Origin of the sequence: Mesorhizobium sp. LMG17149 (genome assembly GCF_024518695.1) — a bacterium.
GTDB lineage: Bacteria > Pseudomonadota > Alphaproteobacteria > Rhizobiales > Rhizobiaceae > Mesorhizobium.
In genome coordinates, this window is record NZ_JANIFL010000005.1 from 354,346 (window position 1) to 378,523 (window position 24,178).

General features: G+C 63.6%; 23 protein-coding genes. 12 read left to right on the top strand and 11 right to left on the bottom strand.

Features of this window, described 5'->3' with window-relative positions; genetic code table 11:
* Positions 1-79: 79 nt before the first annotated feature.
* Together NP945_RS13830 and NP945_RS13835 are read right to left on the bottom strand one after the other, a co-directional pair.
* Complete coding sequence (locus NP945_RS13830; RefSeq protein WP_372337967.1) at positions 80-1,501, bottom strand: glutamine synthetase family protein; 1,422 nt, start codon at positions 1,499-1,501, stop codon at positions 80-82.
* On the bottom strand, positions 1,498-2,877 hold the full coding sequence (locus NP945_RS13835; RefSeq protein ID WP_256746652.1) for an aspartate aminotransferase family protein: 1,380 nt from the start codon (positions 2,875-2,877) through the stop codon (positions 1,498-1,500). Before NP945_RS13835 ends, NP945_RS13830 begins: the two co-directional genes overlap by 4 nt.
* A 156-nt stretch (positions 2,878-3,033) precedes the next feature.
* On the opposite strand from NP945_RS13835, the gene NP945_RS13840 reads away from it, so the two are divergent.
* Positions 3,034-3,486, top strand: a complete 453-nt coding sequence (locus NP945_RS13840; RefSeq protein WP_256746653.1) for a hypothetical protein — start codon at positions 3,034-3,036, stop codon at positions 3,484-3,486.
* 6 nt (positions 3,487-3,492) lie between these two features.
* On the opposite strand, the gene NP945_RS13845 is transcribed toward NP945_RS13840, so the two are convergent.
* Together NP945_RS13845 and NP945_RS13850 are read right to left on the bottom strand one after the other, a co-directional pair.
* Positions 3,493-4,467 (bottom strand): WD40 repeat domain-containing protein, encoded by a 975-nt coding sequence (locus NP945_RS13845; protein ID WP_256746654.1) that lies wholly within the window; start codon positions 4,465-4,467, stop codon positions 3,493-3,495.
* Positions 4,468-4,724: 257 nt separating this feature from the next.
* Positions 4,725-5,765 carry a GTP-binding protein gene (locus NP945_RS13850; protein ID WP_256746655.1) on the bottom strand — a complete coding sequence of 347 codons (1,041 nt, stop codon included), beginning with the start codon at positions 5,763-5,765 and terminating at the stop codon, positions 4,725-4,727.
* A 195-nt stretch (positions 5,766-5,960) separates the two neighbouring features.
* On the opposite strand from NP945_RS13850, the gene NP945_RS13855 reads away from it, so the two are divergent.
* A complete protein-coding gene (locus tag NP945_RS13855) occupies positions 5,961-6,692 on the top strand; it encodes an intradiol ring-cleavage dioxygenase (protein ID WP_256746656.1) in 732 nt (243 codons plus the stop codon).
* Here NP945_RS13855 and NP945_RS13860 read toward each other — a convergent pair.
* Entirely contained in the window at positions 6,656-6,841 is a 186-nt protein-coding gene (locus NP945_RS13860) for a hypothetical protein (protein WP_127266502.1), read from the bottom strand. The two genes, NP945_RS13855 and NP945_RS13860, sit on opposite strands and share 37 nt — an antisense overlap.
* A 66-nt stretch (positions 6,842-6,907) precedes the next feature.
* Between NP945_RS13860 and NP945_RS13865 the strand changes: the two genes are divergently transcribed.
* Complete coding sequence (locus NP945_RS13865; protein ID WP_127396003.1) at positions 6,908-7,378, top strand: MarR family winged helix-turn-helix transcriptional regulator; 471 nt, start codon at positions 6,908-6,910, stop codon at positions 7,376-7,378.
* A 24-nt stretch (positions 7,379-7,402) separates the two neighbouring features.
* Here the strand turns inward: NP945_RS13865 and NP945_RS13870 are convergent, their stop codons facing one another.
* Complete coding sequence (locus tag NP945_RS13870; RefSeq protein ID WP_256746657.1) at positions 7,403-8,272, bottom strand: AraC family transcriptional regulator; 870 nt, start codon at positions 8,270-8,272, stop codon at positions 7,403-7,405.
* A 49-nt stretch (positions 8,273-8,321) separates the two neighbouring features.
* Here NP945_RS13870 and NP945_RS13875 point away from each other — a divergent pair, with 49 nt between their 5' ends.
* From NP945_RS13875 to NP945_RS13895, 5 genes are all read left to right on the top strand, one after another.
* The gene (locus NP945_RS13875; protein WP_127331396.1) at positions 8,322-8,729 is read left to right on the top strand and encodes a DUF2000 family protein; all 408 of its coding nucleotides are present in this window, start codon (positions 8,322-8,324) and stop codon (positions 8,727-8,729) included.
* Positions 8,730-8,921: 192 nt separating this feature from the next.
* Positions 8,922-9,806: a DMT family transporter gene (locus NP945_RS13880; protein WP_164748949.1), complete on the top strand. Its 885-nt coding sequence runs from the start codon at positions 8,922-8,924 to the stop codon at positions 9,804-9,806.
* Between the two features lie 77 nt (positions 9,807-9,883).
* Positions 9,884-10,906: a LacI family DNA-binding transcriptional regulator gene (locus NP945_RS13885; protein ID WP_081738944.1), complete on the top strand. Its 1,023-nt coding sequence runs from the start codon at positions 9,884-9,886 to the stop codon at positions 10,904-10,906.
* Positions 10,903-11,886, top strand: a complete 984-nt coding sequence (locus NP945_RS13890) for a 2-hydroxyacid dehydrogenase (RefSeq protein ID WP_256746658.1) — start codon at positions 10,903-10,905, stop codon at positions 11,884-11,886. The genes NP945_RS13885 and NP945_RS13890 overlap by 4 nt, the downstream gene beginning before the upstream one ends.
* Before the next feature lie 77 nt (positions 11,887-11,963).
* Entirely contained in the window at positions 11,964-12,368 is a 405-nt protein-coding gene (locus NP945_RS13895) for a hypothetical protein (protein WP_256746752.1), read from the top strand.
* Here NP945_RS13895 and NP945_RS13900 read toward each other — a convergent pair whose 3' ends face one another.
* Complete coding sequence (locus tag NP945_RS13900) at positions 12,369-13,142, bottom strand: gamma-glutamyl-gamma-aminobutyrate hydrolase family protein (protein ID WP_127266508.1); 774 nt, start codon at positions 13,140-13,142, stop codon at positions 12,369-12,371.
* 262 nt (positions 13,143-13,404) lie between these two features.
* On the opposite strand from NP945_RS13900, the gene NP945_RS13905 reads away from it, so the two are divergent.
* Positions 13,405-14,514, top strand: a complete 1,110-nt coding sequence (locus tag NP945_RS13905; protein WP_013528215.1) for a TRAP transporter substrate-binding protein — start codon at positions 13,405-13,407, stop codon at positions 14,512-14,514.
* Positions 14,515-14,598: 84 nt separating this feature from the next.
* Here the strand turns inward: NP945_RS13905 and NP945_RS13910 are convergent, their stop codons facing one another.
* The 4 genes from NP945_RS13910 to NP945_RS13925 all read right to left on the bottom strand — a co-directional run bounded on the left by NP945_RS13910 (position 14,599) and on the right by NP945_RS13925 (position 19,103).
* Entirely contained in the window at positions 14,599-15,627 is a 1,029-nt protein-coding gene (locus NP945_RS13910; RefSeq protein WP_164748951.1) for a zinc-dependent alcohol dehydrogenase family protein, read from the bottom strand.
* A gap of 18 nt (positions 15,628-15,645) precedes the next feature.
* Positions 15,646-17,430 carry a TRAP transporter large permease subunit gene (locus NP945_RS13915; protein ID WP_174800303.1) on the bottom strand — a complete coding sequence of 595 codons (1,785 nt, stop codon included), beginning with the start codon at positions 17,428-17,430 and terminating at the stop codon, positions 15,646-15,648.
* Positions 17,427-18,011 carry a TRAP transporter small permease subunit gene (locus tag NP945_RS13920; protein ID WP_127266510.1) on the bottom strand — a complete coding sequence of 195 codons (585 nt, stop codon included), beginning with the start codon at positions 18,009-18,011 and terminating at the stop codon, positions 17,427-17,429. Before NP945_RS13920 ends, NP945_RS13915 begins: the two co-directional genes overlap by 4 nt.
* A gap of 186 nt (positions 18,012-18,197) precedes the next feature.
* The gene (locus NP945_RS13925) at positions 18,198-19,103 is read right to left on the bottom strand and encodes a branched-chain amino acid ABC transporter permease (protein WP_256746659.1); all 906 of its coding nucleotides are present in this window, start codon (positions 19,101-19,103) and stop codon (positions 18,198-18,200) included.
* Positions 19,104-19,252: 149 nt separating this feature from the next.
* On the opposite strand from NP945_RS13925, the gene NP945_RS13930 reads away from it, so the two are divergent.
* From NP945_RS13930 to NP945_RS13940, 3 genes are all read left to right on the top strand, one after another.
* Positions 19,253-19,864, top strand: a complete 612-nt coding sequence (locus NP945_RS13930) for a CGNR zinc finger domain-containing protein (protein WP_127271073.1) — start codon at positions 19,253-19,255, stop codon at positions 19,862-19,864.
* Entirely contained in the window at positions 19,857-20,393 is a 537-nt protein-coding gene (locus tag NP945_RS13935) for a hypothetical protein (RefSeq protein WP_256746660.1), read from the top strand. The genes NP945_RS13930 and NP945_RS13935 overlap by 8 nt, the downstream gene beginning before the upstream one ends.
* Before the next feature lie 219 nt (positions 20,394-20,612).
* Positions 20,613-24,107, top strand: coding sequence for an indolepyruvate ferredoxin oxidoreductase family protein (locus NP945_RS13940; RefSeq protein WP_256746661.1), 3,495 nt, complete (start codon positions 20,613-20,615; stop codon positions 24,105-24,107).
* Positions 24,108-24,178: the final 71 nt, after the last annotated feature.

Genomic DNA, 24,178 nt, shown 5'->3' on the forward strand with positions numbered 1-24,178 from the left:
TGATATGTTCTAAACAGGAGATCCGCTACCTCATTTGATGGAGGCGGCGAAAAAGTGATCGCCGCCCATCATGAATCCATCAAACCTCGTGCAGATAGAGGTGGTAATCCAGTTCGCTGACCGTGCGTGCCACCCGCAGATATTCGGACTGTTTGATCGCCACGAAGGTGCGGTGCAGGTCTTCGCCGAGCGCGTTCTTCAGGAAGCTGGACGTCCGCGCCGCTTCGATCGCGGCGCGCCAGTCGACAGGCATGGTCGTGCGCGTGACCGCTGCCTCATAGCCGTTGCCGGTCGTTTCGGGACCGGGATCGAGGCCTTCATCCATGCCCTTGATGATGCCGGCGAGCACGGTCGCGGCGATCAGGTAGGGATTGGCGTCGACGCCGGACGGCCGGTGCTCGATGCGCCGGTTCTTGGCATCGCCCGCTGGCACGCGCAATGCCACCGAGCGGTTGTTGACGCCCCAGGTCGGCGCCACCGGCGCATAGGATTGCGAGACGAAACGCCGCCAGGAATTGGAATGCGGTGCAAACACCAGCATCGATTCCGCCATGGTCTGGATCAGGCCGCCGAGCCCCTGCAGCAGCGGCAGCGACCAGCTCTCGCCGCCGGCTTCGGCAAAGACGTTTCGGCCGGCCTTGTCCTGCAGCGAGACGTGGAAATGCATGCCCGAGCCGGCATATTTCTCGATCGGCTTGGCCATGAAACAGGCGGTGACGCCGTGGCGGCGCGCCTGCGCCCGCACAAGCCGCTTCAGCATGACCAGATCGTCGGCCGCCCGCATCACATCCTTGCGGTAGTTCAGCGTCAATTCGTACTGGCCGGGCGCATATTCGGAAATCACCGTCTCGGCCGGAATGCCTTGCGCCTTGGCCGCGGCATAGATGTCGGAGAACAGCGGCTCCATGCCGTGCAGATGGTCGACCGAATAGACTTCGGTCTTGCCCGAGACGCGGCCATCGAGCACCGCGCGCGCCGGCTGCACCTTGCCGTCGGCGTCGCGCTCATTGGCCAGCAGGAAGAATTCGAGCTCGAAGGCGCCGGCCGGATAGAGGCCCTTGGCCGCCAGGATCTCCACCTGCCGAGCCAGCGCCAGGCGCGGATCCGACGACATCGGTCGGCCGTCGAGCATGTACATCGCCATCAGCAACTGGCCGCGCGGCGGGCTCGTACCGTAGAGCGGCACCAGCGTGCCGGGGATCGGCCATGCCCTGAGGTCGCCATCACCGGTCGTCCAGATCAGTCCGGTCTCGTGCACATCCTCGCCGGTGATGTCGAGGCCGAGGATCGAGATCGGCATATGGCGGCCGCCCTCGAAGATGCTCTTCAGTTCATGCCGGCGCACGATCTTGCCACGGCCGACGCCATTGGCATCGGTCAGCACGATATCGAAGGCCTCGATCTCGGGATGGGCGTCGAGAAAGGCTTGCGCCTCGGCAGGTGTCGAGCCCGAAGGTGAGGTTATCATGACGTTGGGGTGGTCCATCGCCGCTTGTCTCATGCCGCAAGCTTCGCCGCAACCGCGCCGAAGGCGGTGATCAGCCGGTTGACCTGGGCAGCCGAGGTCGCCGGCGAGATCAGCATCATGTTGTGGAAGGGTGCGATCAGCACGCCGCGATTGACCAGCGCGACATGGATGGCGGCCTCCAGTACCGGTGCATGCGCCATTTCCGCCTCGGCGCCATTGCGCAGCGGACCGGGCGCACAGATGAACTCGACACGAGCGCCGACGCGGGAAACATGCCAGGGCAGGCGATAGCGATCGATCACGCCGGTCAGCCCGGCATCGAGCCGCCGCGCCAGATGATCCATGCGGTCGTAGTTTTCCTGCGTCATCACCTCTTCGAGCGTGGCGCGCATCGCCGCGAACTGCAGCGGGTTGGCCGAGAGTGTCGTGCCCATGCCGGAATAGCCCGGCTCCTTGGTCCTGTTGTAATCCGCGTAGCGTGAGGCAACGTCGTCGCTCATGCCCCAGACACTGGCCGGCACGCCGCCGGCGATCGGCTTGCCCAGCACGAAGAAGTCCGGGTCGAGACCATATTTCCTCGTGTAGCCGCCGGGGCCGGTCGAGATCGTGTGCGTCTCGTCGATCAGAAGCAGCGTGCCGGTTTGGCGTGTCAGTTTGCGCAGGGCGTCATGGTAGCCCGGATCGGCCAGCACCATGCAGGAATTGGTCAGCACCGGCTCGGCGATGACGCAGGCGACGTCCTTATCCCTAAGCGCGGCTTCGAGTGCTGAAACATCGTTGAACTCGATGACCTTGGCCGTGCGGGTCAAGTCGCGGAACTCGCCCGCCAATCCTGGCCGGTTGACGGGCTTGCCGTCGATCAGCCGCACCATCGTTTCGTCGACCGAGCCATGATAGCAGCCGTTGAAGACCAGGATTTTTTCGCGGCCGGTGATGGCACGGGCAACACGCAGCGCAAAGCGGTTGGCGTCGGTCGCCGTCGTCGCGATCTGCCAGAATGGCATTCCGAAGCGCTGCTGCAGCAGCGGCCCAATGGCCAGCGCATCTTCCGAAGGCAGCATATAGGTCAGGCCGCGTCCGGCCTGGCGGCGGATGGCGCGAGCCACCGGTGGCGGCGAATGGCCAAACATCGAGCCGGTGTCTCCAAGGCAGAAATCGTCAAGCTTGTTTCCGTCGATATCCGTGATCGTAGCGCCCCTGGCGTTGTCGACCAGGATCGGGAACGGCGTCGGCCAATCGTTCATCCAGTGCATCGGGACGCCGCCGAAGAAGCCGGGCAGGCCGTTGCCGATCTTGGCTTGCGATTTTGGCCGCGCCTTGCGGAAGGCTGCCCCCTCGGTTTCGCGCAAATCGGCAATGCGGTCGCGGCCGATGCCGCCGATGGACGTGTTGGACGTGTCGCTGTGCATGAAAACCCCTCTGGTCGATCCCTCTTAGCCAATCCGTGTCCGCATCCGCAATTGGCCGCGCATCTGCCCTGCGTTGGCTCAGCCTTTGGCAGCGGCGCTTGACCGTGCTGCCGAAGTCAGCGCCAATATGAGCGGGAATTGAGGTGGAGGGGTAAAATGAGAACGATCATGTGTGTGGCAATGCTTCTGTCGTCGGCTGGCGCTGCCTTCGCGTCGGGTGGCATCTGGTGCTCCACCGAAGACCCGGCGGCGACATTCGAGGTCGAGGCAGGCGTCACCAGAGGCATGGGCGGGCCGACCTTCAACTTTCGCGGCAACCTCGAAATTCTGAGCCGGCCTGCCGGCGACAGCCTGCGCAAGACCGTGTTCGAGGATTCCAACCTGACGCAGTACTGGCTCGACGGCAAGGAATTGCGGCTGAACATCTATCGTGAGCACGAGGTCGCGCAAAAGATCAACTCGGTCGAACTGACGATCCTGACCAAGACCAGCGACGAAGGCGTCTACGACGGGAACTATACGCTCGCCGTCTACGACGCCGCGGCGGGTACGGACCAGGACGGCAAACCGGTTGAAATCAGCGGCAAAGTGTCGTGCGGAGCGGAGTGAGCGGGGTCAGGCCGTGATATCGATGACGCCGCAATCGCCGGCGGCACTACCGAAGGCGACCCGGCGTTCTTCCTTGTCCCACATCATCGAGGTGATGGCGCCCTTGCCCGGCCGTCGCAACAGCACTTCCTTGGCGTCGGCAAAACGCACCGCCATCACCATCCCGTCATCATAGCCGACGGCAACGACATCCTGGCTCGGGTGGCAGGCGACAGCCGTCACCATGGCGTTGCCGCGCGTGCCGAGCTCCAGCGGTGCCTTGCCCATTGGACCATCCTTGCCTGAAAACGGCCAGACGATCGCCGCCGGCGCGCCGGAACTCGCCAGCCATTTGCCCTTCACACTCCACGACAGGCTTTTGACCTTGCCGGGATAGCCGGTCATGCGCATGTGCTTGCCTTCGGCGAGCTTCCAGCCGTGCAATGCGTTTTCTTGCATGGTGGTGACGAGGAAGGCGCCATCGGGAGAGAAGGTGATGCCGGTGTGGGCGCCGGCCCATTCGAGCTCGACCGGCTTGCCCTCGGCGGCCGGGAAATGCAGCGTCGCGCCATTGTAGCGGGCGACACCGAAGCGCATGCCCTTGGGCGAGAAGGCCAGCCCCTCCACCGAACGCGGATGGACGAATTCCCTGGTCTTGCCGTCGGCGAAGCGCACGAAGGCGGTCTTGCCTGAGGCATAGGCGATGGCGCCTTGCGGCCCGGCGGCAACGCTGGTGATCCACTTCTTGGCCGCGCTTGCCAATTCCGTGACCTCGCCGCCCGCCTTCACGGCAAACACCTTGCCGTCCTCGCCGCCGGCGATCAGCCGGTCATTGGCCGCATCATGGAAGGCGGCAAGCACCCCGTCATTGGCCTGAACTGTCTTGTGGCCATGGTCGAGCCGATGGACGGCGCCGTCGGCCATCGCAAAATGCGGCACGTCGCCGAGAAAGACGGCGGCGATGCAATGGCCTTCGAGATCAAGCGGGGCGACGGTTGGCATGGGAGATTATTCCATTCGAGATTTATGCTGGTCGTCTAACCTCGCTGGGTCGCCAGCGCGGCTGGGTGCGGCCGGCCTTCTCCCCTTGTGGGAGAAGGTGGATCGGCGCGCAGCGCCGAGACGGTTGAGGGGTGGGTGACGGATCTCCGTCAGCGCCAAGCTGGAACACCCCTCATCCGACCGAGCTTCGCCCGGCCACCTTCTCCCACAAGGGGAGAAGGAAGGAGGGGCAGCGCTAGCGCTATAAAGTCTGGAAATCAAGCCGCCTGGCAGGCGTCAAAACTCTTCTTCAGCCGCTCGGCGTCGAGTTCCCTGCCGATGAACACCAGCCGGCTCTCATGCTTCTCGCCGTCCTTCCAGGCGCGCTGGTGGTCGCCCTCAATGATCATGTGCACGCCCTGGATGACATAGCGCTCATCATCGCCCTTGAGCGCGATGATGCCCTTCAGCCGCAGGATGTTGGGGCCTTCCATCTGGGTGATCTTCTCGATCCAGGGGAAGAATTTCTTCGGGTCCATCTCGCCGCCGCGCAGCGACACCGATTGCACCGTCACGTCATGGATGTCGGAAGCATGCGCATGATGGTGGTGCCCGTCATGATCGTGGCCGTCATGGTCGTGGTCATGATGATCGTGATCGTCATGCGCTTCGAGGAAGTGTGGATCGTTTTCCAGTGCCCGGGACAGATCGAAAGCGCCGCGGTCGAGTACTTCGGTCAGGTCGACGCCGGCGCGGGTGGTACGATGGATCTTTGCCGCCGGATTGATGGCGCGGATTGTCGCCTCGACCTTGGCGAGCTCTTCTGATGTGACGAGGTCGGTCTTGTTGAGCACGACGACGTCGGCGAAGGCGATCTGGTCCTCGGCTTCCCTGGAATCCTTGAGCCGCAGCGGCAGGTGCTTGGCGTCGACCAGCGCCACCACCGCGTCGAGCCTGGTCTTGGAGCGCACGTCGTCATCCATGAAGAAGGTCTGCGCCACCGGCACCGGATCGGCGAGCCCGGTGGTCTCGACGACGATGGCATCGAAGCGGCCGGGTCGGCGCATCAGGCCCTCGACGACACGGATCAGGTCGCCGCGCACCGTGCAGCAGACGCAGCCATTGTTCATCTCGTAGATTTCCTCGTCGGATTCCACGATCAGGTCGTTGTCGATGCCGATTTCGCCGAACTCGTTGACGATGACGGCGTAGCGCCTGCCGTGGTTTTCCGACAGGATGCGGTTGAGCAGCGTCGTCTTGCCGGCACCGAGATAGCCGGTGAGAACGGTTACGGGGATCTGCGTCTGTGCGTCGCTCATGGCTTGCCTCGAATTATCTGGGCCTCGGAAATTCGGCCTGAGAAAGGGAATGTCGGCTCCATATAGGATGTGCGCCGGGCTTTTGCACGGGGCAAACCGATGGGCCAAACCGGCTTGCTGCATTGCCGAATCGTTGGCGAAAGCCGTTGTGATCGCCTAGATCAGGGCGACAGAGGCCAATTCGAGAGGCAAGATATGTCCGGCAAGCCATCCTCGTTCTCAATGAGCCGGCGCCAGGCGCTCGGTTTGATCGCGGTCACCGCCGGCGGTGGTGCCTTCCTGCCCGCCGCCGCGATAGCAGACCAGACTTCACCCTATGCCGGACTGGCCTTGTTCGAAAACGGCGCCGGTGTCTGCACCATCACGCCCGAGGCGACCGAGGGACCGTTCTATTTCGATCCGAAGCTAGAACGCGCCGATGTCACCGAAGGCAAGAAGGGCATTGCCCTTAATGTCCGGCTGCAGGTTGTCGACGCGGGCTGCCGCCCGCTTGCCGGCGCTCGTGTCGACATCTGGCATTGCGACGCGCAAGGCGCCTATTCCGGCTATCCCGGACAGGGTGATGGCCGCGATCTCGACACCTCGGGCCAGACCTTCCTGCGTGGTTGGCAAAGGACCGACGCGAGTGGCATCGTTTCCTTCGCCACGATCTATCCCGGCTGGTATCGCGGCCGCACCACCCACATCCATTTCAAGGTCTTTCCCGACGACAGTTCGGTGATGACCGGACAGTTGTTCTTCCCGGACAGCCTCAGCGAGCAGATTTTCACCGCTGTCGCGCCCTACAACGACCGGTCGGGCGAGCGCGACACCTCGAATGCCGCGGACGGCATAGCCAGGCGGGCCGGACCGCAATCGCAGGCTGCGCTGCGCGAGCTGGAGGATGCCTATCAGGCGCTGATGATCATCGCGGTGAAGTCCGGCTGAGCGGCGGTCACTCCATCACTTTGCTCGCGGCGAAAATTCCGGCTGGGAATTCGTTTGTCATCTAACTGAAATAAACATCTGGCATTAGCCACGGCGGACACCACAATGCTTGCCGGCAAAGCTGTTTGAAGCTCCGGAATCTTTTTCATCGTCGATTGCCAACCGGCCGGCTGCCTCTATGCTGCCCGCACCGGTACGGCCGAAGAGGGATGACCATGGCCAAGGCGGATAAGACTGCGACAATGAGCCGGCTGCATTCGGCGGCAAGGCTGGCAAGAACGGCGCTGGCGGCCCGGCTTCTGGCGCACGGCTTCTATGCCGGCCAGGATCAGATCATGCTGGCGCTCGACCGCGAGGACGGCCAGACGCCGGGCAATCTTGCCGGACGCCTCGGCGTGCGCCCGCCTACCATCACCAAGACAATCAACCGGCTGCAAGCCCAGGGTTTTCTGGAAAAACGCGCCTCCTCGGCCGACGCCCGTCAGGCGCATATTTTCCTCACCGACACCGGTCGCGACATCATTCACGCCATCGAGAAATCGGTGAAGAAGACCGAAAAGCTGGCGCTGAAGGGTCTCGACAAGAAGGACCAGAAGTCGCTGTTCAAACTGCTTGCCCGCATCGAGGCCAACCTCTCGAACGAGGAACTGGTGCTCATCGACGACGACGCCGAGTCGGACGACTGACCGGCGGATTGTTGCGGCAGGCGATCAAGCCGCCGCGGCAGAGCCCTGGATCAGCGACGACCAGCGTCCCGGTGTCATGCCGAACGCCTTCTTGAATTGCCTTATGAAATGGCTCTGGTCGCTGAAGCCGGCTTCGACCGCGATCTGTGCCAACGGTTCGCCGGCGGCGATCATCCGCCGCGCCCGCTGAAGCCGGCGCATCACCAAGAAGCGATGTGGACTGGTGGAGAAAGCGGCACGGAAATGCCGTGACAAGGCATAGCGATCAAGCCCGGTTACAGCTTCCAGTTCGCCGGAACGCACCGGCCGGTTCAGGTTTTCCGTGAGATAGTCGCGCGCCAGCGCAGCCGCCCGCCACGCCGTCCTGGTCATCGGCTTCGCCGACTGGCCGCCATGCCGGATCAGGCCTTGCATCAGTTCCGTCAGGAAGTCGTCGACGAACAACTCGTCGAGTTCCTGCTCCAACGGACCCAGCGCCGAAAGCAGCGTTGCGCAAAAGGCGGCGTCCGTCACCACGCCATCCCTGACAAAAGGCAGCGACGCGCCGCCAAGGCAGTCGAGCATCAGCGACGGTTCCAGATAGAGCATTCGGTAGCGCAGTCCGTCCTCGGTGCCGGCGCCGCCGTCGTGCAACTCGTCGGGATGCAGCACGATGATCTGGCCCGGAAGGCTGTGGCGCGCAGCGCCGAGATAGCGAAACGTCTGCACACCGTGCAGCGTCACCCCGATCGCATAGGTGTCGTGGCGATGGAGGTCGAACGCGCTGCCATGGAAGCGCGCCTCGATCCGCTCCATGCCTGCGGGATCGGGGGCGGAGATGATACGGTTTTCCGCCGCATCGATGCACAAACGTCCAAGACCCTTGAAGGCCTGGCTGTCTAGATCGTGCGACATCGACTCCTTCAGCCTCACATTGGGGCACAAACCGAATGGCCAATGTCTCATGTTCGATACGAAATTTGCAATCGTGCTCAGGGAAGATCTGCCGGTCTGGCAGAAACTCAACGTCACCGCTTTCCTGACCAGCGGCATCGTCGCGCAGTTTCCCGATATCATCGGTGAACCCTATCGCGACCGCGCCGGCAATCTCTACAACCCGCTGTCGATCCAGCCGGTCATCGTTTTGTCCGCCGACCAGACGACGCTGGGCACCATCCACCGGCGCACGCTGGAGCGCGGCGTGACCACCTCGCTCTATGTCGAGGAAATGTTTTCGACCGGCTTTGACGCGGCCAACCGTGCCGTCTTCGCCGAATTCGCGCCTGAAGACGCCAAGGTGGTCGGGATCGCGCTTCGCGCCGACAAGAAGCTGGTCGATAAAATCACCAAGGGCGCCCGCATGCACGCCTAGCCAAGGCACTACGCCTGCCGGCGGCTCTTGTTGTGCCAGCAGGCTTTCATGTCGCGGCAGTCGACAATTGGCTTGCCGGGAGCCGGCAATTCCCGCAAAGGTGGGCTCCAGCCCAGCTTCCCACCCGGCCTGCAAGTGAGTGCTCCCCAAAGACATGTAGAAAGCGCGACGCCCCCGGTGGCGATCATGTGCATGCTTTCCACCTATGTCTTCTTCACCTTCCTCGACACATCAAGCAAATACCTCGTCCTTGCCGGCGTTTCCGTGCTGGTCGTTGCCTGGGTGCGCTTTGCCGTGCATGTCGTGCTGGTCGGCGCGCTGCTGCGCGGCTGGCGCCAACCGGTGCGGTTTCGTCCGGTCAACCTGCCGGCGCATATATTGCGTGGCGCGTTCCTGTTTGGATCGACCATATTCAATGTCCTGGCGCTCAAATCCCTGCAACTGGCCGAGACCACCTCGATCTATTTCTTCGGGCCGATGGTGATCACGGCACTGGCCGGTCCGCTGCTTGGCGAGTGGGCCGGCTGGCGGCGCTGGCTGGCCATCCTGGCGGCCTTTGCCGGCGTCCTCATCATCACCCGGCCGGGCGTCGGCGTTTTCGGCATCGGACATCTCTTCGCGCTCGGCTCGATGCTGTCGAACTGCTTCTACGTCATCATGACGCGCCGCATGTCGGCGACCGAGACATCGGAGAGCCTCATCCTGTTTTCGGCGCTGGCACCGGCGCTGTTGCTTCTGCCCCTGCTGCCGTTTTCGTTTTCCCTGCCGCATGACGGTTGGCACTGGTTCGTGCTGCTGATGCTCGGCGTGTTCGGCGGCGTCGGTCACTGGCTGCTGGTCCAGGCCTACCGGCTGGCGACAACCACGGCTTTGGCGCCCTATCCCTATTCGCAGATGGTGTGGATGATCATTTCCGGCTGGATCGTCTTCAAGCAGTTTCCCGACCGCTGGACATTGGTCGGCGCCGCCATCATCGTCGCCAGCGGTCTCTACATCGTCCATCGCGAGCATAGGCTTCGGCTGCGGAGCCGCGCGGCCTCGGATGTCGAGGCCGAGGCGTTGGCAAAAAAACTTTGATTTGCCCCCGATCGGTGGCATAACGCCGCCTTTAAACAGTTTAGGTCTGAAAGTTCAGGTCCGGGGAGCACACGTCGCTGGCACAAAAAATCAAGCTTTCGACGATCGCGGATGCGCTCGGCGTGTCCACGGCCACGGTCTCGCTGGCGCTGCGCGACAGCCCTCTGGTTGCCGGTACCACGCGTGACCGCATCAAGGAACATGCCCGCGCCATCGGCTATATCTATAACCGACGCGCCGCCAGCCTGCGCACCTCGCGTTCCGGCATTGTCGGCGTCGTCGTCCACGACATCATGAACCCATTCTTCGCCGAGATCCTGCGCTCAATCGAAAGCGAGCTCGACCGCAGCCGGCAGACCTTCATCCTGTCCAATCATTACGATCAGCTCGAAAAGCAGCGCACCTTCATCGATACGCTTTTGCAGCTCGGCGCCGACGGCGTCATCATGTCGCCGGCCATCGGCACGCCGGCTTCCGACATCCTGATGGCCGAGGAGAACGGCCTGCCGGCTGTGCTGATCGCGCGCACCGTCGAGGGTGCCGACGTGCCGGTCTTTCGCGGCGATGACTCCTATGGAACAGGCCTCGCCACCAACCACCTGATCTCGCTCGGCCACAAGCGCATCGCCATGATCGGCGGCACCGACCAGACCTCGACCGGCCGCGACCGCTACCAGGGCTATGTCAACGCGATGGAGGCGGCCGGGCTGGAAGTCAGGCCGTCCTGGCGCATCGCCGGCCCGCGCACCAAGCAGGCCGGCTTCGAGGCCGCCGGGCAGTTCCTGGCGCTGAAGGACAGACCGACGGCGGCCTGCTGCTGGAACGACCTCGTCGCCATCGGCCTGATGAACGGCATCGCGCGCGCCGGCCTGGTGCCCGGCGTCGATATCTCGGTCACCGGCTATGACGACCTCGAAGAGGCGGCGATCGCGACGCCGGCGCTGACCACCGTCTGGAACGGCCAGCGCGAGGTTGGCCGCCGCGCCGCCAGCGCGTTGCTCGACAAGCTCAACGGCCAGACGGTGCGGCCCTCGCAGGAATTGATCAAGCCGGAACTGCATGTGCGTCAGTCGACCGGCAAGCCGGTGGAGCGTGCATGACCAAGGCCGAACAGTTGCAGACCGTCGCCATCCTGGTGCCGGGCGATTTCAACGACCATGCGGTCGACCGCATCAACCGCACATTCAGGCGTGTCAGAATAGAACGCGCCGATCCGTCCCTCATCACCAATGAGATGCGCAACGATGTGCGCGGCATCGCTTCGTTTGCCGGCATCAACGCGGCGATGATGGATGCATTACCCAACCTCGAGCTCATCGCCTCCTTCGGCGTCGGCTATGATTCGGTCGATGTCGGCCATGCCCGAGCGAAGAACATCATGGTCACCAACACGCCCGACGTGTTGACCGAGGAGGTCGCCGACACCACGATCGGGCTGTTGATCAACACCATCCGCGATCTGCCGCGCGCCGAAACCTGGCTGCGCGACGGCAGCTGGGTGCGCAAGGGCAACTATCCGCTGAGCCGGCTGACCTTGCGCGGGCGCAGTGTGGGTATTTTCGGCATGGGCCGCATCGGGCAGGCCATCGCCCGGCGTCTGGAAGCTTTTGGCTTGCCGGTCGCCTACCACAACCGGCGCCGTATCGAAGGTCTTCCCTACCAGTACCATGCGACCCTGAAAGGACTTGCCGAGGCCGTCGATACGCTGATTTCGGTCGCGCCGGGGGGCGCTTCGACGGAGAAGGCGGTCAATGCCGAAATCCTGTCGGCACTTGGCGCCAACGGCGTCTTCGTCAACATCGGCCGTGGCAGCACTGTCGACGAAGCAGCGCTTGCGGCAGCCCTTGTCACCGGCACCATCGCCGCCGCCGGCCTCGACGTCTTTGCCGACGAACCGAACGTGCCCAAGGCGCTGCTCGACGCGCCCAACACCTCGCTGCTGCCGCATGTCGGCTCGGCCTCGGACCACACCCGCCGCGCCATGGCGGATCTGTGCGTCGACAATCTGGTGTCCTGGTTCACCGAGCGTCGGCCGTTGACGCCGGTGCCGGAGACGGCGGAAGTCAAGGCGCGAGCTTGAGGCTGCCACACTTATTAACGTCAGCTTAACGCTTTGGAATCATTGTTCAACCTGTCCGTGTACGTGGATGAAGAATGATGAAAGCACTTTCCGCATTGATCGCTGCCGCAGCGCTGTTTGGTGGCATTCAGCTGTTTCATGGCGGCGGCGTGGAAAGCGTGGCCAACGAGGCTGCCCCGTCCAACAGCTACAGGCTGGTCGCCAATGGCGATGAGGCGGTCTGTGCAGTCAGCCGCGGGGCCGAAATTTCGGACGGTTTGTCGCTGCTCACCGTTGCTCCGAAATGCCGCCGGCTCTTGCCGGGCATAGAGCAGGCGAAGTTCTGGCGCGAGCAAAACGACGGCACGGTCGCCTTCAGCGCCAACGGCGTCGATCCGATCGTCACCTTCGCGACTGCCGACGGCGACGGCTACGAATCCTATGCCCCAGCGCTGCCGCTGCTGTCGCTGGCGGCCATAGGCGATAAGAAATCTGGTGACTGATTATTCCGCTGCGGCCCGCGCGCCAGCCTTCGCTGCGGCGTGCAGCCGAACCGCATCGCCGAAGGCCCGGAATATCTTCACCGAATTGCTGTCCGACTTGACCCAGTATTCCGGGTGCCATTGCACGCCGACGGCGAAGGCGCGGGCGTCGCGCACCGAAACCGCCTCGACCGTGCCGTCGGTGGCGACGGCCTCGACCTGCAGCTTCGAACCGAGCCGGTCGATGGCTTGGCGGTGCAGCGAATTGACCTTGATGTCGCCGGCACCGAACACACCGGCCAGGCAACTGTCAGGTTTGATCGAAATGGTCTGGTGGATGGCGAAGCGTTCGTCCTGCTTGTCGCTCACCGGCGCGCGGTGGTCGAGCGAGCCCTCGCGCTCCTGGATCTCGGTGCCGAGCGTGCCGCCCAGCGCCACGTTCAATTCCTGGATGCCGCGGCAGATGGCGAGCAGCGGCACGCCGCGTTCGATCGCCCGGCGGATCAGCGGCAGCGTCGTGGCGTCGCGCGCCGGATCATAGGGGCCATTGGCTTCGCTGGCGTCGCCGCCATAGAGCGAGGGATGCACATTGGATTTCGAGCCGGTGACCATGACGCCGTCCACCGACGACAGGAGCTCGTCGAAGTCGAGCCGATCGCCAAATGACGGCACCAACAGCGGGAACACGCCGGCGCCGGTGATCGCCGCTTCCAGATATTGCTGCGGGGCGGCGTGCCAGGTGTAGTTGTCGAACTGACGGACGTCGGTCGATATGGCGACGAGCGGCTGATGCATTTTGCTCTGTGTTCCATCTGGGCAAGGGATACCTGCCGCTAAAATAGGCGATCCCCGGTTGTTTTTCCATGCCAAGTTTCGGCGTGTCGCATGGGCCACGAAACGGCCTGTTAGACTATAGTTGCAGGGCAGCCGGGCTTCGCCGTCAAATCGGGCCGCCGTGCTGGACTCGACTTCTTGCCCGTGTATTGTCTCGAACGAACCGACACGGAAACCGAGGATTTCCTGACGTCGGCCTGTTGATCCAAAAGGGAGGAACTTCATGGATCGTCGTTCATTCATTCGCAAGGCCGGTGTCACCGGCGTCGGTGCCGCCGCGGCGGCGGCCACGCTGGCGGCGCCCGCAATAGCCCAGTCCAATCCCAAGGTGACGTGGCGGCTGGCGTCGTCCTTCCCGAAGTCGCTCGACACCATCTATGGCGGTGCCGAGGTGTTCTCCAAGATGCTGTCGGAAGCCACCGACGGTAACTTCCAGATCCAGGTCTTCGCCGCCGGAGAGCTGGTGCCAGGCCTGCAGGCCGCAGACGCCACCACGGCCGGCACGGTCGAGGCCTGTCATACGGTGGCATATTATTACTGGGGCAAGGACCCGACATGGGCGCTCGGTGCGGCGGTTCCCTTTTCGCTCAACGCACGCGGCATGAATGCCTGGCATTACCATGGCGGCGGCATCGACCTGTTCAACGAGTTTCTCGCCACGCAGGGCCTTTTCGGCCTGCCGGGCGGCAACACCGGCGTCCAGATGGGCGGCTGGTTCCGCAAGGAAATCAACACGGTGGCCGACCTTTCCGGCCTCAAGATGCGAATCGGCGGTTTTGCCGGCAAGGTGGTGCAGAAGCTCGGCGTCGTGCCGCAGCAGATCGCCGGCGGTGATATCTATCCCGCGCTGGAGAAAGGCACCATCGACGCGGCCGAATGGGTTGGTCCCTATGACGACGAGAAGCTCGGCTTCTATAAGGTCGCGCCCTATTATTACTATCCCGGCTGGTGGGAGGGCGGCCCGACCGTCCACCTGATGTTCAACAAGGCGAAGTACGAAGAACTTTCGCCGACGTACAAGTCGCTGCTGCACACTGCCGCGCAGGCGGCCGACGCCAACATGCTGCAGAAATACGATTATCTGAACCCTGCGGCGGTGAAGCGACTGGTAGCCGGCGGCGCGAAACTGCGCCCGTTCAGCCAGGAGATCATGGCCGCCTGCTTCGAAAAGGCCAACGAGGTCTATACCGAAATGGAAGCCTCCAACGCCCCGTTCAAGAAGATCTGGGAATCGATCAAGGGCTTCCGCAAGGAGCATTATCTCTGGGCGCAGGTGGCCGAATACAATTACGACACCTTCATGATGGTCCAGCAGCGCAACGGCAAGCTGTAGTCGGCCGGACTTCTGCTCAAAAGCTCTCTGGGCGGAACCCGCTCAGGGAGCTTTTCTGTATATACCGGAGGCGAAACCGGCGGTTCAGCCTCGGCGCGGCACCACCAGAACCTTGACCTCGCCGGGCGCCGGCGGATTGGCGATCACCGCTGGCGCTTCTTCAAGCGACACCTGCCTGGAGATCAGCCTATCGATCTCGATCGTGCCGGAAGCAATGAGTTCGGCGGCACGGCGATGGGTGTAGGGATTGAGGAAGGAACCGAGCACCTTCAGTTCCCGGAACAGCAGGTCGAACGGCTCGAATTCAGCTTTCACGCCTTGCGGCGTCACGCCGACGATGACGACCGTGCCACCGGCGCGGGCCAGCCGCATCGACTGCTCGACGGTCTCTCGCACGCCCGCACATTCGAAGACGACGTCGACACCGCCTGGCACCAGCCCCACCGGTCCGGCGATGGCATCGATGACATCGGCGGTGGTTGGATCGATCGTCATTGTCGCGCCGAGGTCCTCGGCGAGGGCGCGCCGCGAGGCTTGCCTGGTCGACAGGATGATGGTCGTGGCTCCCGCCAATCTTGCCAGTTGTACGGTGAGCAGGCCGATCACGCCGCCGCCAAGCACGACCACCGAGCTGCCCGGTTTGATACCGGCAAGGTCGACGCCGTGCAGGCAACAGCCGAGCGGCTCGCAGAAGGCACCGTGCATGGGATCGAGGCCCGCAGGCAGGACGAAAGCCTGCTTCTGCGGCAAGGCAAGATATTCGGCAAAGCCGCCATCGCGATGAATGCCGATGGCGCGCAGATTGCTGCAGAGATTGACTTGTCCCGCGTGACAACGCGCGCAGCGCCCGCAGGCGATGTTGGGGTCGCCGGTGACACGATCGCCGATGGCAAAACCCGAGACCGATTTTCCGATCGCCTCGACGAGACCGGAGAACTCATGGCCGGGCGTCACCGGCGGCGTGCACGGAAATTCGCCGTGAAACAGATGCCGATCCGTGCCGCAGACGCCGCAGGCTTCGATGCGCACCAGTAGCTCATCCGCACCGATGTCAGGCATGTCGACGTCGCGCAGCGTGATGCCGCCCACTGCTTCCAGCCGCACCGCTTTCATGGTTTTGACCATGCCGGTTCAGTTGAAGCTTGGCGGTTGCGACAGGTCGGGCTGTGGCGTTGCCGGCTTGGCCGGCGGCGCGTCGCCGAAGCTCGGCGGCTGCGACAGATCGGGGGCGGCGGGAGCCGTGCCGCCGCCGGCAGGCGCTGCGCCATCCGCCGGCGGCGTGCCGAGCGGCGACAGGCCGGGCATCTCCGGCACCTGGTAGTCGATCGTGCCCGGATCGACGGTCGTTCCCTTGTAGTGCATCACCATTTGCGGGAAGGCGATGGTCAACCCGATCATGATCACCTGGATGCAGACAAAGGGCACCGCGCCCCAATAGATCTGTCCGGTGGTCACCGGCGCGATTTGTTTGCCGGTGAGACGATCGAGATAGGGCACGCGCGCAGCCACCGAACGCAGGTAGAACAGCGCGAAGCCGAAGGGCGGGTGCATGAAGCTGGTCTGCATGTTGACGCCCAGGAGCACGCCGAACCAGATCAGGTCGATGCCGAGCTTGTCGGCGGCGGGCGCCAGCAGCGGTACGATGATGAACGCCAATTCGAAGAAGTCGAGGAAGAAAGCGAGGAAGAAGACGAGCATGTTGACGCCGATCAGGAAGCCGACCTCGCCGCCCGGCAGCGACGTCAAAAGGTGCTCGACCCAGATGTGGCCGTTGACGCCGTAGAAGGTCAGTGAGAACACCCGTGCGCCGATCAGGATGAAAAGCACGAAGGACGATAGCCTTGTCGTCGAGGCCAGTGCCTGCTTGACGACGTCAAGCGACAAGCGCCCCTTTGCCGCCGCCATGATCAAGGCGCCGACGGAACCCATGGCGCCGCCTTCGGTCGGCGTGGCGATGCCCAGGAAGATGGTGCCCAGCACCAGGAAGATCAGCGCCAGCGGGGGGATCAGCACGATGATCACCTGCTGCGCGAGCCTGGACATCATGTTGAAATTCAGGCGTTTGTCGGCAATGGCGACGATGTAGATGAACAGGACTCCGGCAGTCGCGCCGAGAATGTCGGCATTGTCGCCATGCGCCGGCGCCAGATAACGATACGCCGCGTAGGAAACCGCTAATGTGACCAGCAAAGCCACCAGCAGCGACATCACGCCATGGCCGAGTGTACGGGCCTCGAGCGGCAGCGCCGGCATCGAGTTCGGCCGGATGATCGACATGATCAGGATGTAGGACATATAGAGGACGGTGAGCACGAGGCCGGGGATCAGCGCGCCGGCATACATGTCGCCGACCGAACGGCCGAGCTGGTCGGCAAGCACGATCAGCACCAGCGACGGCGGGATGATCTGGGCAAGCGTGCCCGAGGCGGCAATGACACCGGATGCGAGCCGGCGGTCATAGCCATAGCGCAGCATGATCGGCAGCGAGATCAGGCCCATGGCGATGACGGAAGCCGCCACCACGCCGGTGGTCGCTGCCAAAAGCGCGCCGACGAAGATCACCGCATAGGCAAGGCCACCGCGGATTGGCCCGAACAGCTGGCCGATCGTGTCGAGCAGGTCTTCGGCCATACCCGATCGCTCGAGCACGATGCCCATGAAGGTGAAGAACGGAATGGCCAGCAGCGTGTCGTTCGACATCACCCGGCTGCCGTAGAAATTATCCGGCAATGCGTGCAGGAGCGGCCAGGCGAGGTTGATCGATCCTCCGGAATAAGGCGACAGCAGCACGCCGATGAAGAAGAACATCAAGCCGTTGGCGGCCAAGGAAAAAGCGACGGGGTAGCCGATCAGCAGGAAGATGATCAGCGAGGCGAACATGATCGGCGCCATGTTCTGCGCGATGAACTCCATCACGAGCGCACCTCGTCGGCCAGCGCCTTGGCTTCGAGTTCGGCCTGCTCATGCACGGAAATGAACGGATTGGGATCGTCCATGTCGCCGCGCATGATGGCGATCTTCTTGATGATCTCGGAGATGCCCTGCAGCGCGAGCAGGAAAAAACCGACGAGCAGGATGGCCTTGGCCGGCCAGATGATCAGACCGCCGGAATTGTTGGACATCTCGCCGCTGCGAAACGACAGCGACACATAGGGCACGAAATAGATCACCATCAACGTCACGAACGGCATCAGGAAGAAGAGATGCCCGAGTAGGTCGATCCAGTGCTGCACGCGGCGTGAAAACAGGCCGTAGACGACGTCGATGCGGATATGCTCGTTCTGCTTCAGCGTATAGGCGGCGGCCAGCATGAAGGCGGCGCCGAACAGATACCATTGCAGCTCGAGCCAAGCGTTCGAGGATATGTCGAACACCTTGCGGATAATGGCGTTGGCGGCGCTCACCAGGATCGCCAGCAGGATCAGCCACGATATCCACTTGCCGATGAATTCGTTGGCGCGATCAATTGTCCTGGATAGAGCAAGAAGCCCTGCCATGCATTCCTCCCTTGTACCGGAGGCGTGCCGGCTTCCCCCTTTTGTCCGTCACGCCGCGTGGTCCAACGGTATGCCGCGCGTGGACTGACGGGTCAACAAGGATAGAGGGAGCAAATATCATCGCATGGCAGACAGTGCCCAATACCGGCGATCTGCCCTGGCGTCATGCAACCAAAGTCTGACGTTTCAGGCGATTTTGCCGGTGTCGCGGCCGGCGCCGATCAGGATCAGCGTCGTGACCAGGAACAGATACATCCACGCATCGCGCCATTCGACCGGGAAATAGCCGGCCCACAGCGATTCGGCCATGCCGAAGGCGGCCGCGCCGAGTGCCGCGCGCAATGGCGAGAGATAGCCGCCGACCGCCGTCACGAACAGGATTTTCAGGCCGTAGACGAGGCCCGAGCCGAAGCTGACATTGCCGTAATAGAGCCCGGCCATCACACCGGCCAGCGCGGCGCAGAAGCCGCCGAACAGGACCGCGTGCCGGAACACCGCGCGCACCTCGACGCCGCACATAGCGGCTGCCTTGGGGTCGTCGGAGACGGCGCGCCAGCGCCGTCCGAAGCTCGACCGGGCAAAAGCCCAGCTGGCCAGCGCGATTGCCGCCACCACCACGGCGCAGCCGATGAGCTGGATGAGCGTCAGCGTTGCCCTGAAGGTGGCGCCCTGCGCGAAAACGATAGGCTGCGCCAGCATCGGCGGCAGCCACAGATCGTGCGTGTCGGCGGCGATGCGGCTCGCTTCGGACAGCAGCAGCAGGATGCCGAGCGTCGTCACCACGATTGCATTGGGTGTGCGGTTGGCCAAAGGTTCGAAGACACTGCGCGACAGCACGTGGCTGATCAGCGCGGCATAGAGGAACGCAGCGACGACGCCGAGCGCCACCGCCGCCAGCAGCGTCAGCCACAGCATCTGATAGCCGAAGGCCGCGGTCAGGATCATCGTCTGGCCGCAAAAGGCGAACAATGCGCCATAGGCGAGATTGGTGCGGTGCAGGATGCCGTTGGTCAGCACATAGCCAAAGGCGAGCAGCGCATAAAGCGCGCCCGAATGCAGCCCGTTCAGCACCTGCTGGAAGAAATAGAGCATGCAAAACCTCGAAGCATGCCGCCCCAAAAGTGCGAAGCGGTCCTGGCCAACGACAGGCTCAAAAGGCTGCGAAGATCGCCGCAGCCCAGAGTGAGGGTGCATCGCTGAATCTAACTTGTCAAATACGATTTATAGGTTAGATTTTCGCCATGACGGTATCCTGGACCCCGCACCGCTTCACCGGCGGCCTGCTTGCGCTCGACACAGCGAACACCGTCGTGCTGCGCGGCGATCCGGGGCGAACCTTCGATCGCTTCGACGATCCGGCCGAGATTGCCCGCTTCGCCGATGCGGCGAGCCGCTTTCGCGCTGCCGAACTTGGCGATAGGCCATTGGCGGTATCCTCGGCGGTGGCGATCGCACCCGTCGTGCTGTCGATCCGCGAGGCGACCGACCGGCTGTTTCGTGGAGCGGCGTCGAAGGGCGCGGTTGCCACCACTGATCTGCCCGGATTCCTGAGAGCCTGCGCCGATGGCCTTGCCGGCAGCCGGACCGAGATCGGTGCGCCGGGGAGGCCGTTCGGTGATCCCCTGACGCCGATCGCCTTCGAGGCGGCACTGGCGGTTTCGGCGTTGTCGCTTCTGCGTGACGACACCGTCGCGAGGCTGAGGATCTGTCCCAATTGCACCTGGCTGTTCGTCGACAGAAGCCGCAATTCCAGCCGCCTTTGGTGCGACATGGCGGTGTGTGGCAACAGGCAGAAGGCAAGCCGTCACTATCGTCGCCGTCGCATGGCGGAAAATGAGGTCAGGAATGCGTAGCGGCCTTTCCCGTTCGATCCTTGTCGGCGCGGCACTCATCGCGGCCGTTGCGCTGGGCGCCTGCCGCGATAGCGGCAATGACGAAGGCAAGCTGTTCGAGATTTCCGGTAAGATATTCGTCTTCAACTACCGCCTCGCAAGGGCGACTTATGTCGTGACCCTGCGGCCGCTGAAGCCGATGGGAGAGGGCCAGGTCGCAGTCGCCAGCTTCCAGGATCCCGCCGGCGGCGCGCCTCTGGTGGTCGAGCAGAAGGTCTGGCCGAAGCTCGACAAGGTGACGCTGGAGAGTCCGGCACTGACCTGCGTCGTCAAGAACAAGCCCTATGCGATTGCCATCAGCATCAAGGGCGCCGACGGCGCGGTCCTGCAGAAGATCGATACCACGCTGATGTCGACGGAAGACCAGTCGATCCTGCCCGACCGGCCGCTGGTCATCGACCAACTCTACACCGCCAATCCCGATCTCGTCGGCCATCCCGACGGCAAGCTGCCGGGCGAACCGAAGCCGGATTGCTCGAAGGGCGGCTGACGCGTCGAGGCCATCCGGGCCGCAGCTGAAATTTTCGTGCGCCGGGCAATGTCCGTGGATCGGTTTCATACCCGATTCAGGATGGCCGCGGACGGTTCGTTGCGCGTTGCCTGGCATCTGCGATTTTGTTTGACCTGCCTTGCAAGGGGAGAAAGGATGCGTCATCCGACCCCGACGTTGGCTGCCTGCCCCGCGTGGCCTCCGCAGAGGAAATGCCTGATGACGCTGCACGACGTCGCGCTCGACGACAAGTTCGATCTCGCAAAGGAGCGCATCTTCCTGTCCGGCGCGCAGGCGGTCATCCGCATGCTGCTGATGCAGCGCGAGCGTGATCGCCGCGCCGGCCTGAACACGGCCGGCTTCGTCTCCGGCTATCGCGGTTCGCCGCTCGGCGGCCTCGACATGCAGCTTTGGAAGGCGAAGAAACAGCTCGCCCAGGCTGACATCGTCTTCCAGCCGGGTCTCAACGAGGAGCTTGCCGCCACCGCTTGCTGGGGAACGCAGCAGACGGAACTGCTGGGCGAGGGCACTCATGACGGCGTCTTTTCGGTCTGGTACGGCAAGGGACCGGGTGTCGATCGCTCAGGCGACGTGTTCCGCCACGCCAACCTCGCCGGATCGTCGAAGCATGGCGGCGTGCTTGCGCTGATGGGCGATGACCATATGGCCGAATCCTCGACCAATGCGCACGCCACCGAATTCCTGTTCGTCGACACGATGGTGCCGATCCTCAATCCCGCCGGTGTCCAGGAGATCATCGATTACGGGCTCTACGGCTTTGCCATGTCGCGCTTTGCCGGTACCTGGGCGGCGATCAAATGCGTCAAGGACAACATCGAATCGACGGCCTCGGTCGATGCCTCGCTCGAGCGGCTGAACATCGTCGTGCCGGATTTCGACATGCCATCAGGCGGTCTCAACATTCGCCACGAGATCGATATGCTCGGTCAGGAGGAGCGGCTGCATGAGCACAAGCGTGCCGCGGCTTCCGCCTTCATCCTTGCCAACGGGCTGAACCGCATCGTCTATTCGGGCGGCCGCAACCCGAAGATCGGCATCATCACGCTGGGCAAGAGCTATCTCGATGTCCGTCAGGCGCTGGAGGACATCGGCATCGACGAGGCGGCCGCCAACCGCATCGGCGTGCGGCTGTTCAAGGTCGGCTGCCCCTGGCCGCTCGACCTGCATCACATCGCCGATTTCGCCCGCGGCCTCGACACCATTGTCGTCGTCGAGGAGAAGCGCTCGCTGATCGAAGTGCAGCTGCGCGAAAGCCTTTATGGCACTGCCACCCAACCGGTCATTATCGGCAAGAAGGACGAGCGCGGCGACTGGCTGTTTCCGGCCAAGGGCGCGCTCGATCCCAACGAGATCGCCATTGCGCTTGGCGAGAGGATCGTCAGGACCATCGGCCCGTCCGAAGAGATTTCGGCGCGGGTGGCGAAGCTGCGCCAGTTCCAGGCAATGCTCACCGAGGCCACCGACATCGGCTCGCGCACACCGTTCTTCTGTTCCGGTTGCCCGCATAATTCGTCCACCAAGGTGCCGGACGGCTCTATCGCCGCGGCCGGCATCGGCTGCCACTTCATGGCGCTGTGGATGGACCGCAACACCGTCGGTTTCACGGCCATGGGCGGCGAGGGCGCGCAATGGGTCGGCCAGGCGCCGTTCTCCAAGCGCGAGCACATCTTCCAGAATCTCGGCGACGGCACCTACAACCATTCCGGTACGCTGGCGATCCGCTTCGCGCTGTCGAGCGATGCCAACATCACCTACAAGATACTCTACAATGACGCCGTCGCCATGACCGGCGGCCAGCCGCACGAAGGCGGCCTGACCGTCGACATGATCGCCAGGCAGGTGCGCGCCGAAGGCGTCGACCGCATCGCCATCGTCACAGATGAGCCCGGCAAATATGCCGGCAAGGCCGAATTCCCGGCCGGCGCCACCATCCATCACCGCGACGACCTCGATCTCGTCCAGCGCGAGCTGCGCGATGTCAAAGGCGTCTCCGTGCTGCTCTACGACCAGACCTGCGCCGCCGAAAAACGCCGCCGCCGCAAGCGCGGCACCTTCCCCGATCCCGACAAGCGGGTCTTCATCAACGAGCTGGTCTGCGAGGGCTGCGGCGATTGCGGCGTGCAGTCGAACTGCGTCTCGATCCAGCCGGTCGAGACCGAATTCGGCCGCAAGCGCAAGATCGACCAGTCGAGCTGCAACAAGGATTTCTCCTGCGTCAACGGCTTCTGCCCGTCCTTCGTCACTGTGCACGGCGCCAAGATCCGCAAGGCCGAGGGCCTGGCCGGCAAGGCCGATCCGCTGGAAGGCGTGCCTGTGCCGGCGCAATTCCCGCTTGGCGAGCAGGGCTGGGCGGCGATCATCGACGGCGTCGGCGGCACGGGCGTCGTCACCGTAGGTGCGGTGCTTGGCATGGCGGCGCATCTCGAGGACAAGGGCTGCGGCATGATCGACATGGCCGGCCTCGCCCAGAAAGGTGGCTCGGTGTTCACGCATGTCCGCATCGCCCGCACCCCCGACGACATCCATGCCATCCGCGTTTCGGCCGGCAAGGCCGATCTGGTGCTTGGCTGCGATCTCGTCGTGTCGGGCGCCAAGAAGGTGCTGACCGCGGTGCGCGAGGGCCACACCATCTTCGTCGCCAACACCGCCGAGATCATGCCTGGCGAATTTGCCCGCTCGGCGGATTTTTCGTTGCCGATAGAGCGGCTGAAAAAGGCGATCCGTGCGGCCGCGGGCGACGACAAGGCGCATTTCTTCGACGCCACCCGCACCGCCACGGCACTTTTCGGCAACTCGCTCGGCGCCAACATGTTCATGCTCGGCTTTGCCTTCCAGCATGGCGGGCTGCCGCTATCCGCCGAGGCGGTCGAGAAGGCGATCGAGCTCAATGGCGAAGCCGTGGCGATGAACGTCGCCGCGTTCCGCTGGGGACGTCGCGCTGCCCATCAGCCGGAATTCGTGCGCGGCCTCGTTGCCCAGCCGGGTCCAGCCGTCGCTGGAAAGGCCGGCCCGGGCACGGATGTCGCCGAGACACTGGACGATATCATCGCCCGCCGCGTCGCCTTCCTGACAGCCTATCAGAACGCCGCCTATGGCAGGCGTTATGCCGAAAAACTGGCCGTTTTGCGCGCCGCCGAAGCGAAGGCCATACCTGGGTCGACCACGGTGTCGCAGGCCGCCGCCAGGAACCTGTTCAAGCTGATGGCGATCAAGGACGAATACGAGGTGGCGCGTCTTTACACGGACGGCTCTTTCGCCGCCGAACTGGGCAAGCAGTTCCAGAGCTACGAAAGGCTCGAATTCCACCTCGCGCCGCCGATCATGGGCCGTCGCGGCAATGACGGAAGCCCTAGGAAATCCAGCTTCGGCCCGTGGATGATGAAGGGTTTTCGCCTGCTGTCGGCGATGAAGGGCCTGCGCGGCACCGCCTTCGACCTGTTCGGCTACACCGCCGAACGGCGCATGGAGCGGCGGCTGCTGGCGCAGTATGAGGCGGATCTGGAGCTCATCGCCGGATCGCTGGCCCCGGCCAGGGTCGATGCGGCGGTTGCGCTGGCCTCGGTGCCGGCCCTGATTCGCGGCTATGGCCACGTCCGTCGAGCCAGCGCCGACAAGGCCTTGAGCGAACGCCAAAGGCTGCTCGAACGCCTGTCGAGTACGCTGGCGCGGCCGAAACTTCAGGCCGCGGAATGATCGATACGCCTTGTTTACCTGAACGACAATTTCCTTGCTTTCCGTTACGTCACCCGGCTTGACGGCAGGAG

Excerpts from the sequence above, each read along its gene's own strand:
- NP945_RS13925 (WP_256746659.1), bottom strand. The coding sequence starts at position 19,103 with ATGCTCTATTTCTTCCAGCAGGTGCTGAACGGGCTGCATTCGGGCGCG.
- NP945_RS13875 (WP_127331396.1), top strand. The coding sequence starts at position 8,322 with ATGTTCGATACGAAATTTGCAATCGTGCTCAGGGAAGATCTGCCGGTC.
- NP945_RS13940 (WP_256746661.1), top strand. The coding sequence starts at position 20,613 with ATGACGCTGCACGACGTCGCGCTCGACGACAAGTTCGATCTCGCAAAG.
- NP945_RS13930 (WP_127271073.1), top strand. The coding sequence starts at position 19,253 with ATGACGGTATCCTGGACCCCGCACCGCTTCACCGGCGGCCTGCTTGCG.
- NP945_RS13835 (WP_256746652.1), bottom strand. The coding sequence starts at position 2,877 with ATGCACAGCGACACGTCCAACACGTCCATCGGCGGCATCGGCCGCGAC.
- NP945_RS13845 (WP_256746654.1), bottom strand. The coding sequence starts at position 4,467 with ATGCCAACCGTCGCCCCGCTTGATCTCGAAGGCCATTGCATCGCCGCC.
- NP945_RS13905 (WP_013528215.1), top strand. The coding sequence starts at position 13,405 with ATGGATCGTCGTTCATTCATTCGCAAGGCCGGTGTCACCGGCGTCGGT.
- NP945_RS13895 (WP_256746752.1), top strand. The coding sequence starts at position 11,964 with ATGAAAGCACTTTCCGCATTGATCGCTGCCGCAGCGCTGTTTGGTGGC.
- NP945_RS13840 (WP_256746653.1), top strand. The coding sequence starts at position 3,034 with ATGAGAACGATCATGTGTGTGGCAATGCTTCTGTCGTCGGCTGGCGCT.
- NP945_RS13900 (WP_127266508.1), bottom strand. The coding sequence starts at position 13,142 with ATGCATCAGCCGCTCGTCGCCATATCGACCGACGTCCGTCAGTTCGAC.
- NP945_RS13880 (WP_164748949.1), top strand. The coding sequence starts at position 8,922 with ATGCTTTCCACCTATGTCTTCTTCACCTTCCTCGACACATCAAGCAAA.
- NP945_RS13920 (WP_127266510.1), bottom strand. The coding sequence starts at position 18,011 with ATGGCAGGGCTTCTTGCTCTATCCAGGACAATTGATCGCGCCAACGAA.
- NP945_RS13890 (WP_256746658.1), top strand. The coding sequence starts at position 10,903 with ATGACCAAGGCCGAACAGTTGCAGACCGTCGCCATCCTGGTGCCGGGC.
- NP945_RS13855 (WP_256746656.1), top strand. The coding sequence starts at position 5,961 with ATGTCCGGCAAGCCATCCTCGTTCTCAATGAGCCGGCGCCAGGCGCTC.
- NP945_RS13935 (WP_256746660.1), top strand. The coding sequence starts at position 19,857 with ATGCGTAGCGGCCTTTCCCGTTCGATCCTTGTCGGCGCGGCACTCATC.
- NP945_RS13865 (WP_127396003.1), top strand. The coding sequence starts at position 6,908 with ATGGCCAAGGCGGATAAGACTGCGACAATGAGCCGGCTGCATTCGGCG.
- NP945_RS13910 (WP_164748951.1), bottom strand. The coding sequence starts at position 15,627 with ATGAAAGCGGTGCGGCTGGAAGCAGTGGGCGGCATCACGCTGCGCGAC.
- NP945_RS13830 (WP_372337967.1), bottom strand. The coding sequence starts at position 1,501 with ATGAGACAAGCGGCGATGGACCACCCCAACGTCATGATAACCTCACCT.
- NP945_RS13860 (WP_127266502.1), bottom strand. The coding sequence starts at position 6,841 with ATGAAAAAGATTCCGGAGCTTCAAACAGCTTTGCCGGCAAGCATTGTG.
- NP945_RS13850 (WP_256746655.1), bottom strand. The coding sequence starts at position 5,765 with ATGAGCGACGCACAGACGCAGATCCCCGTAACCGTTCTCACCGGCTAT.
- NP945_RS13870 (WP_256746657.1), bottom strand. The coding sequence starts at position 8,272 with ATGTCGCACGATCTAGACAGCCAGGCCTTCAAGGGTCTTGGACGTTTG.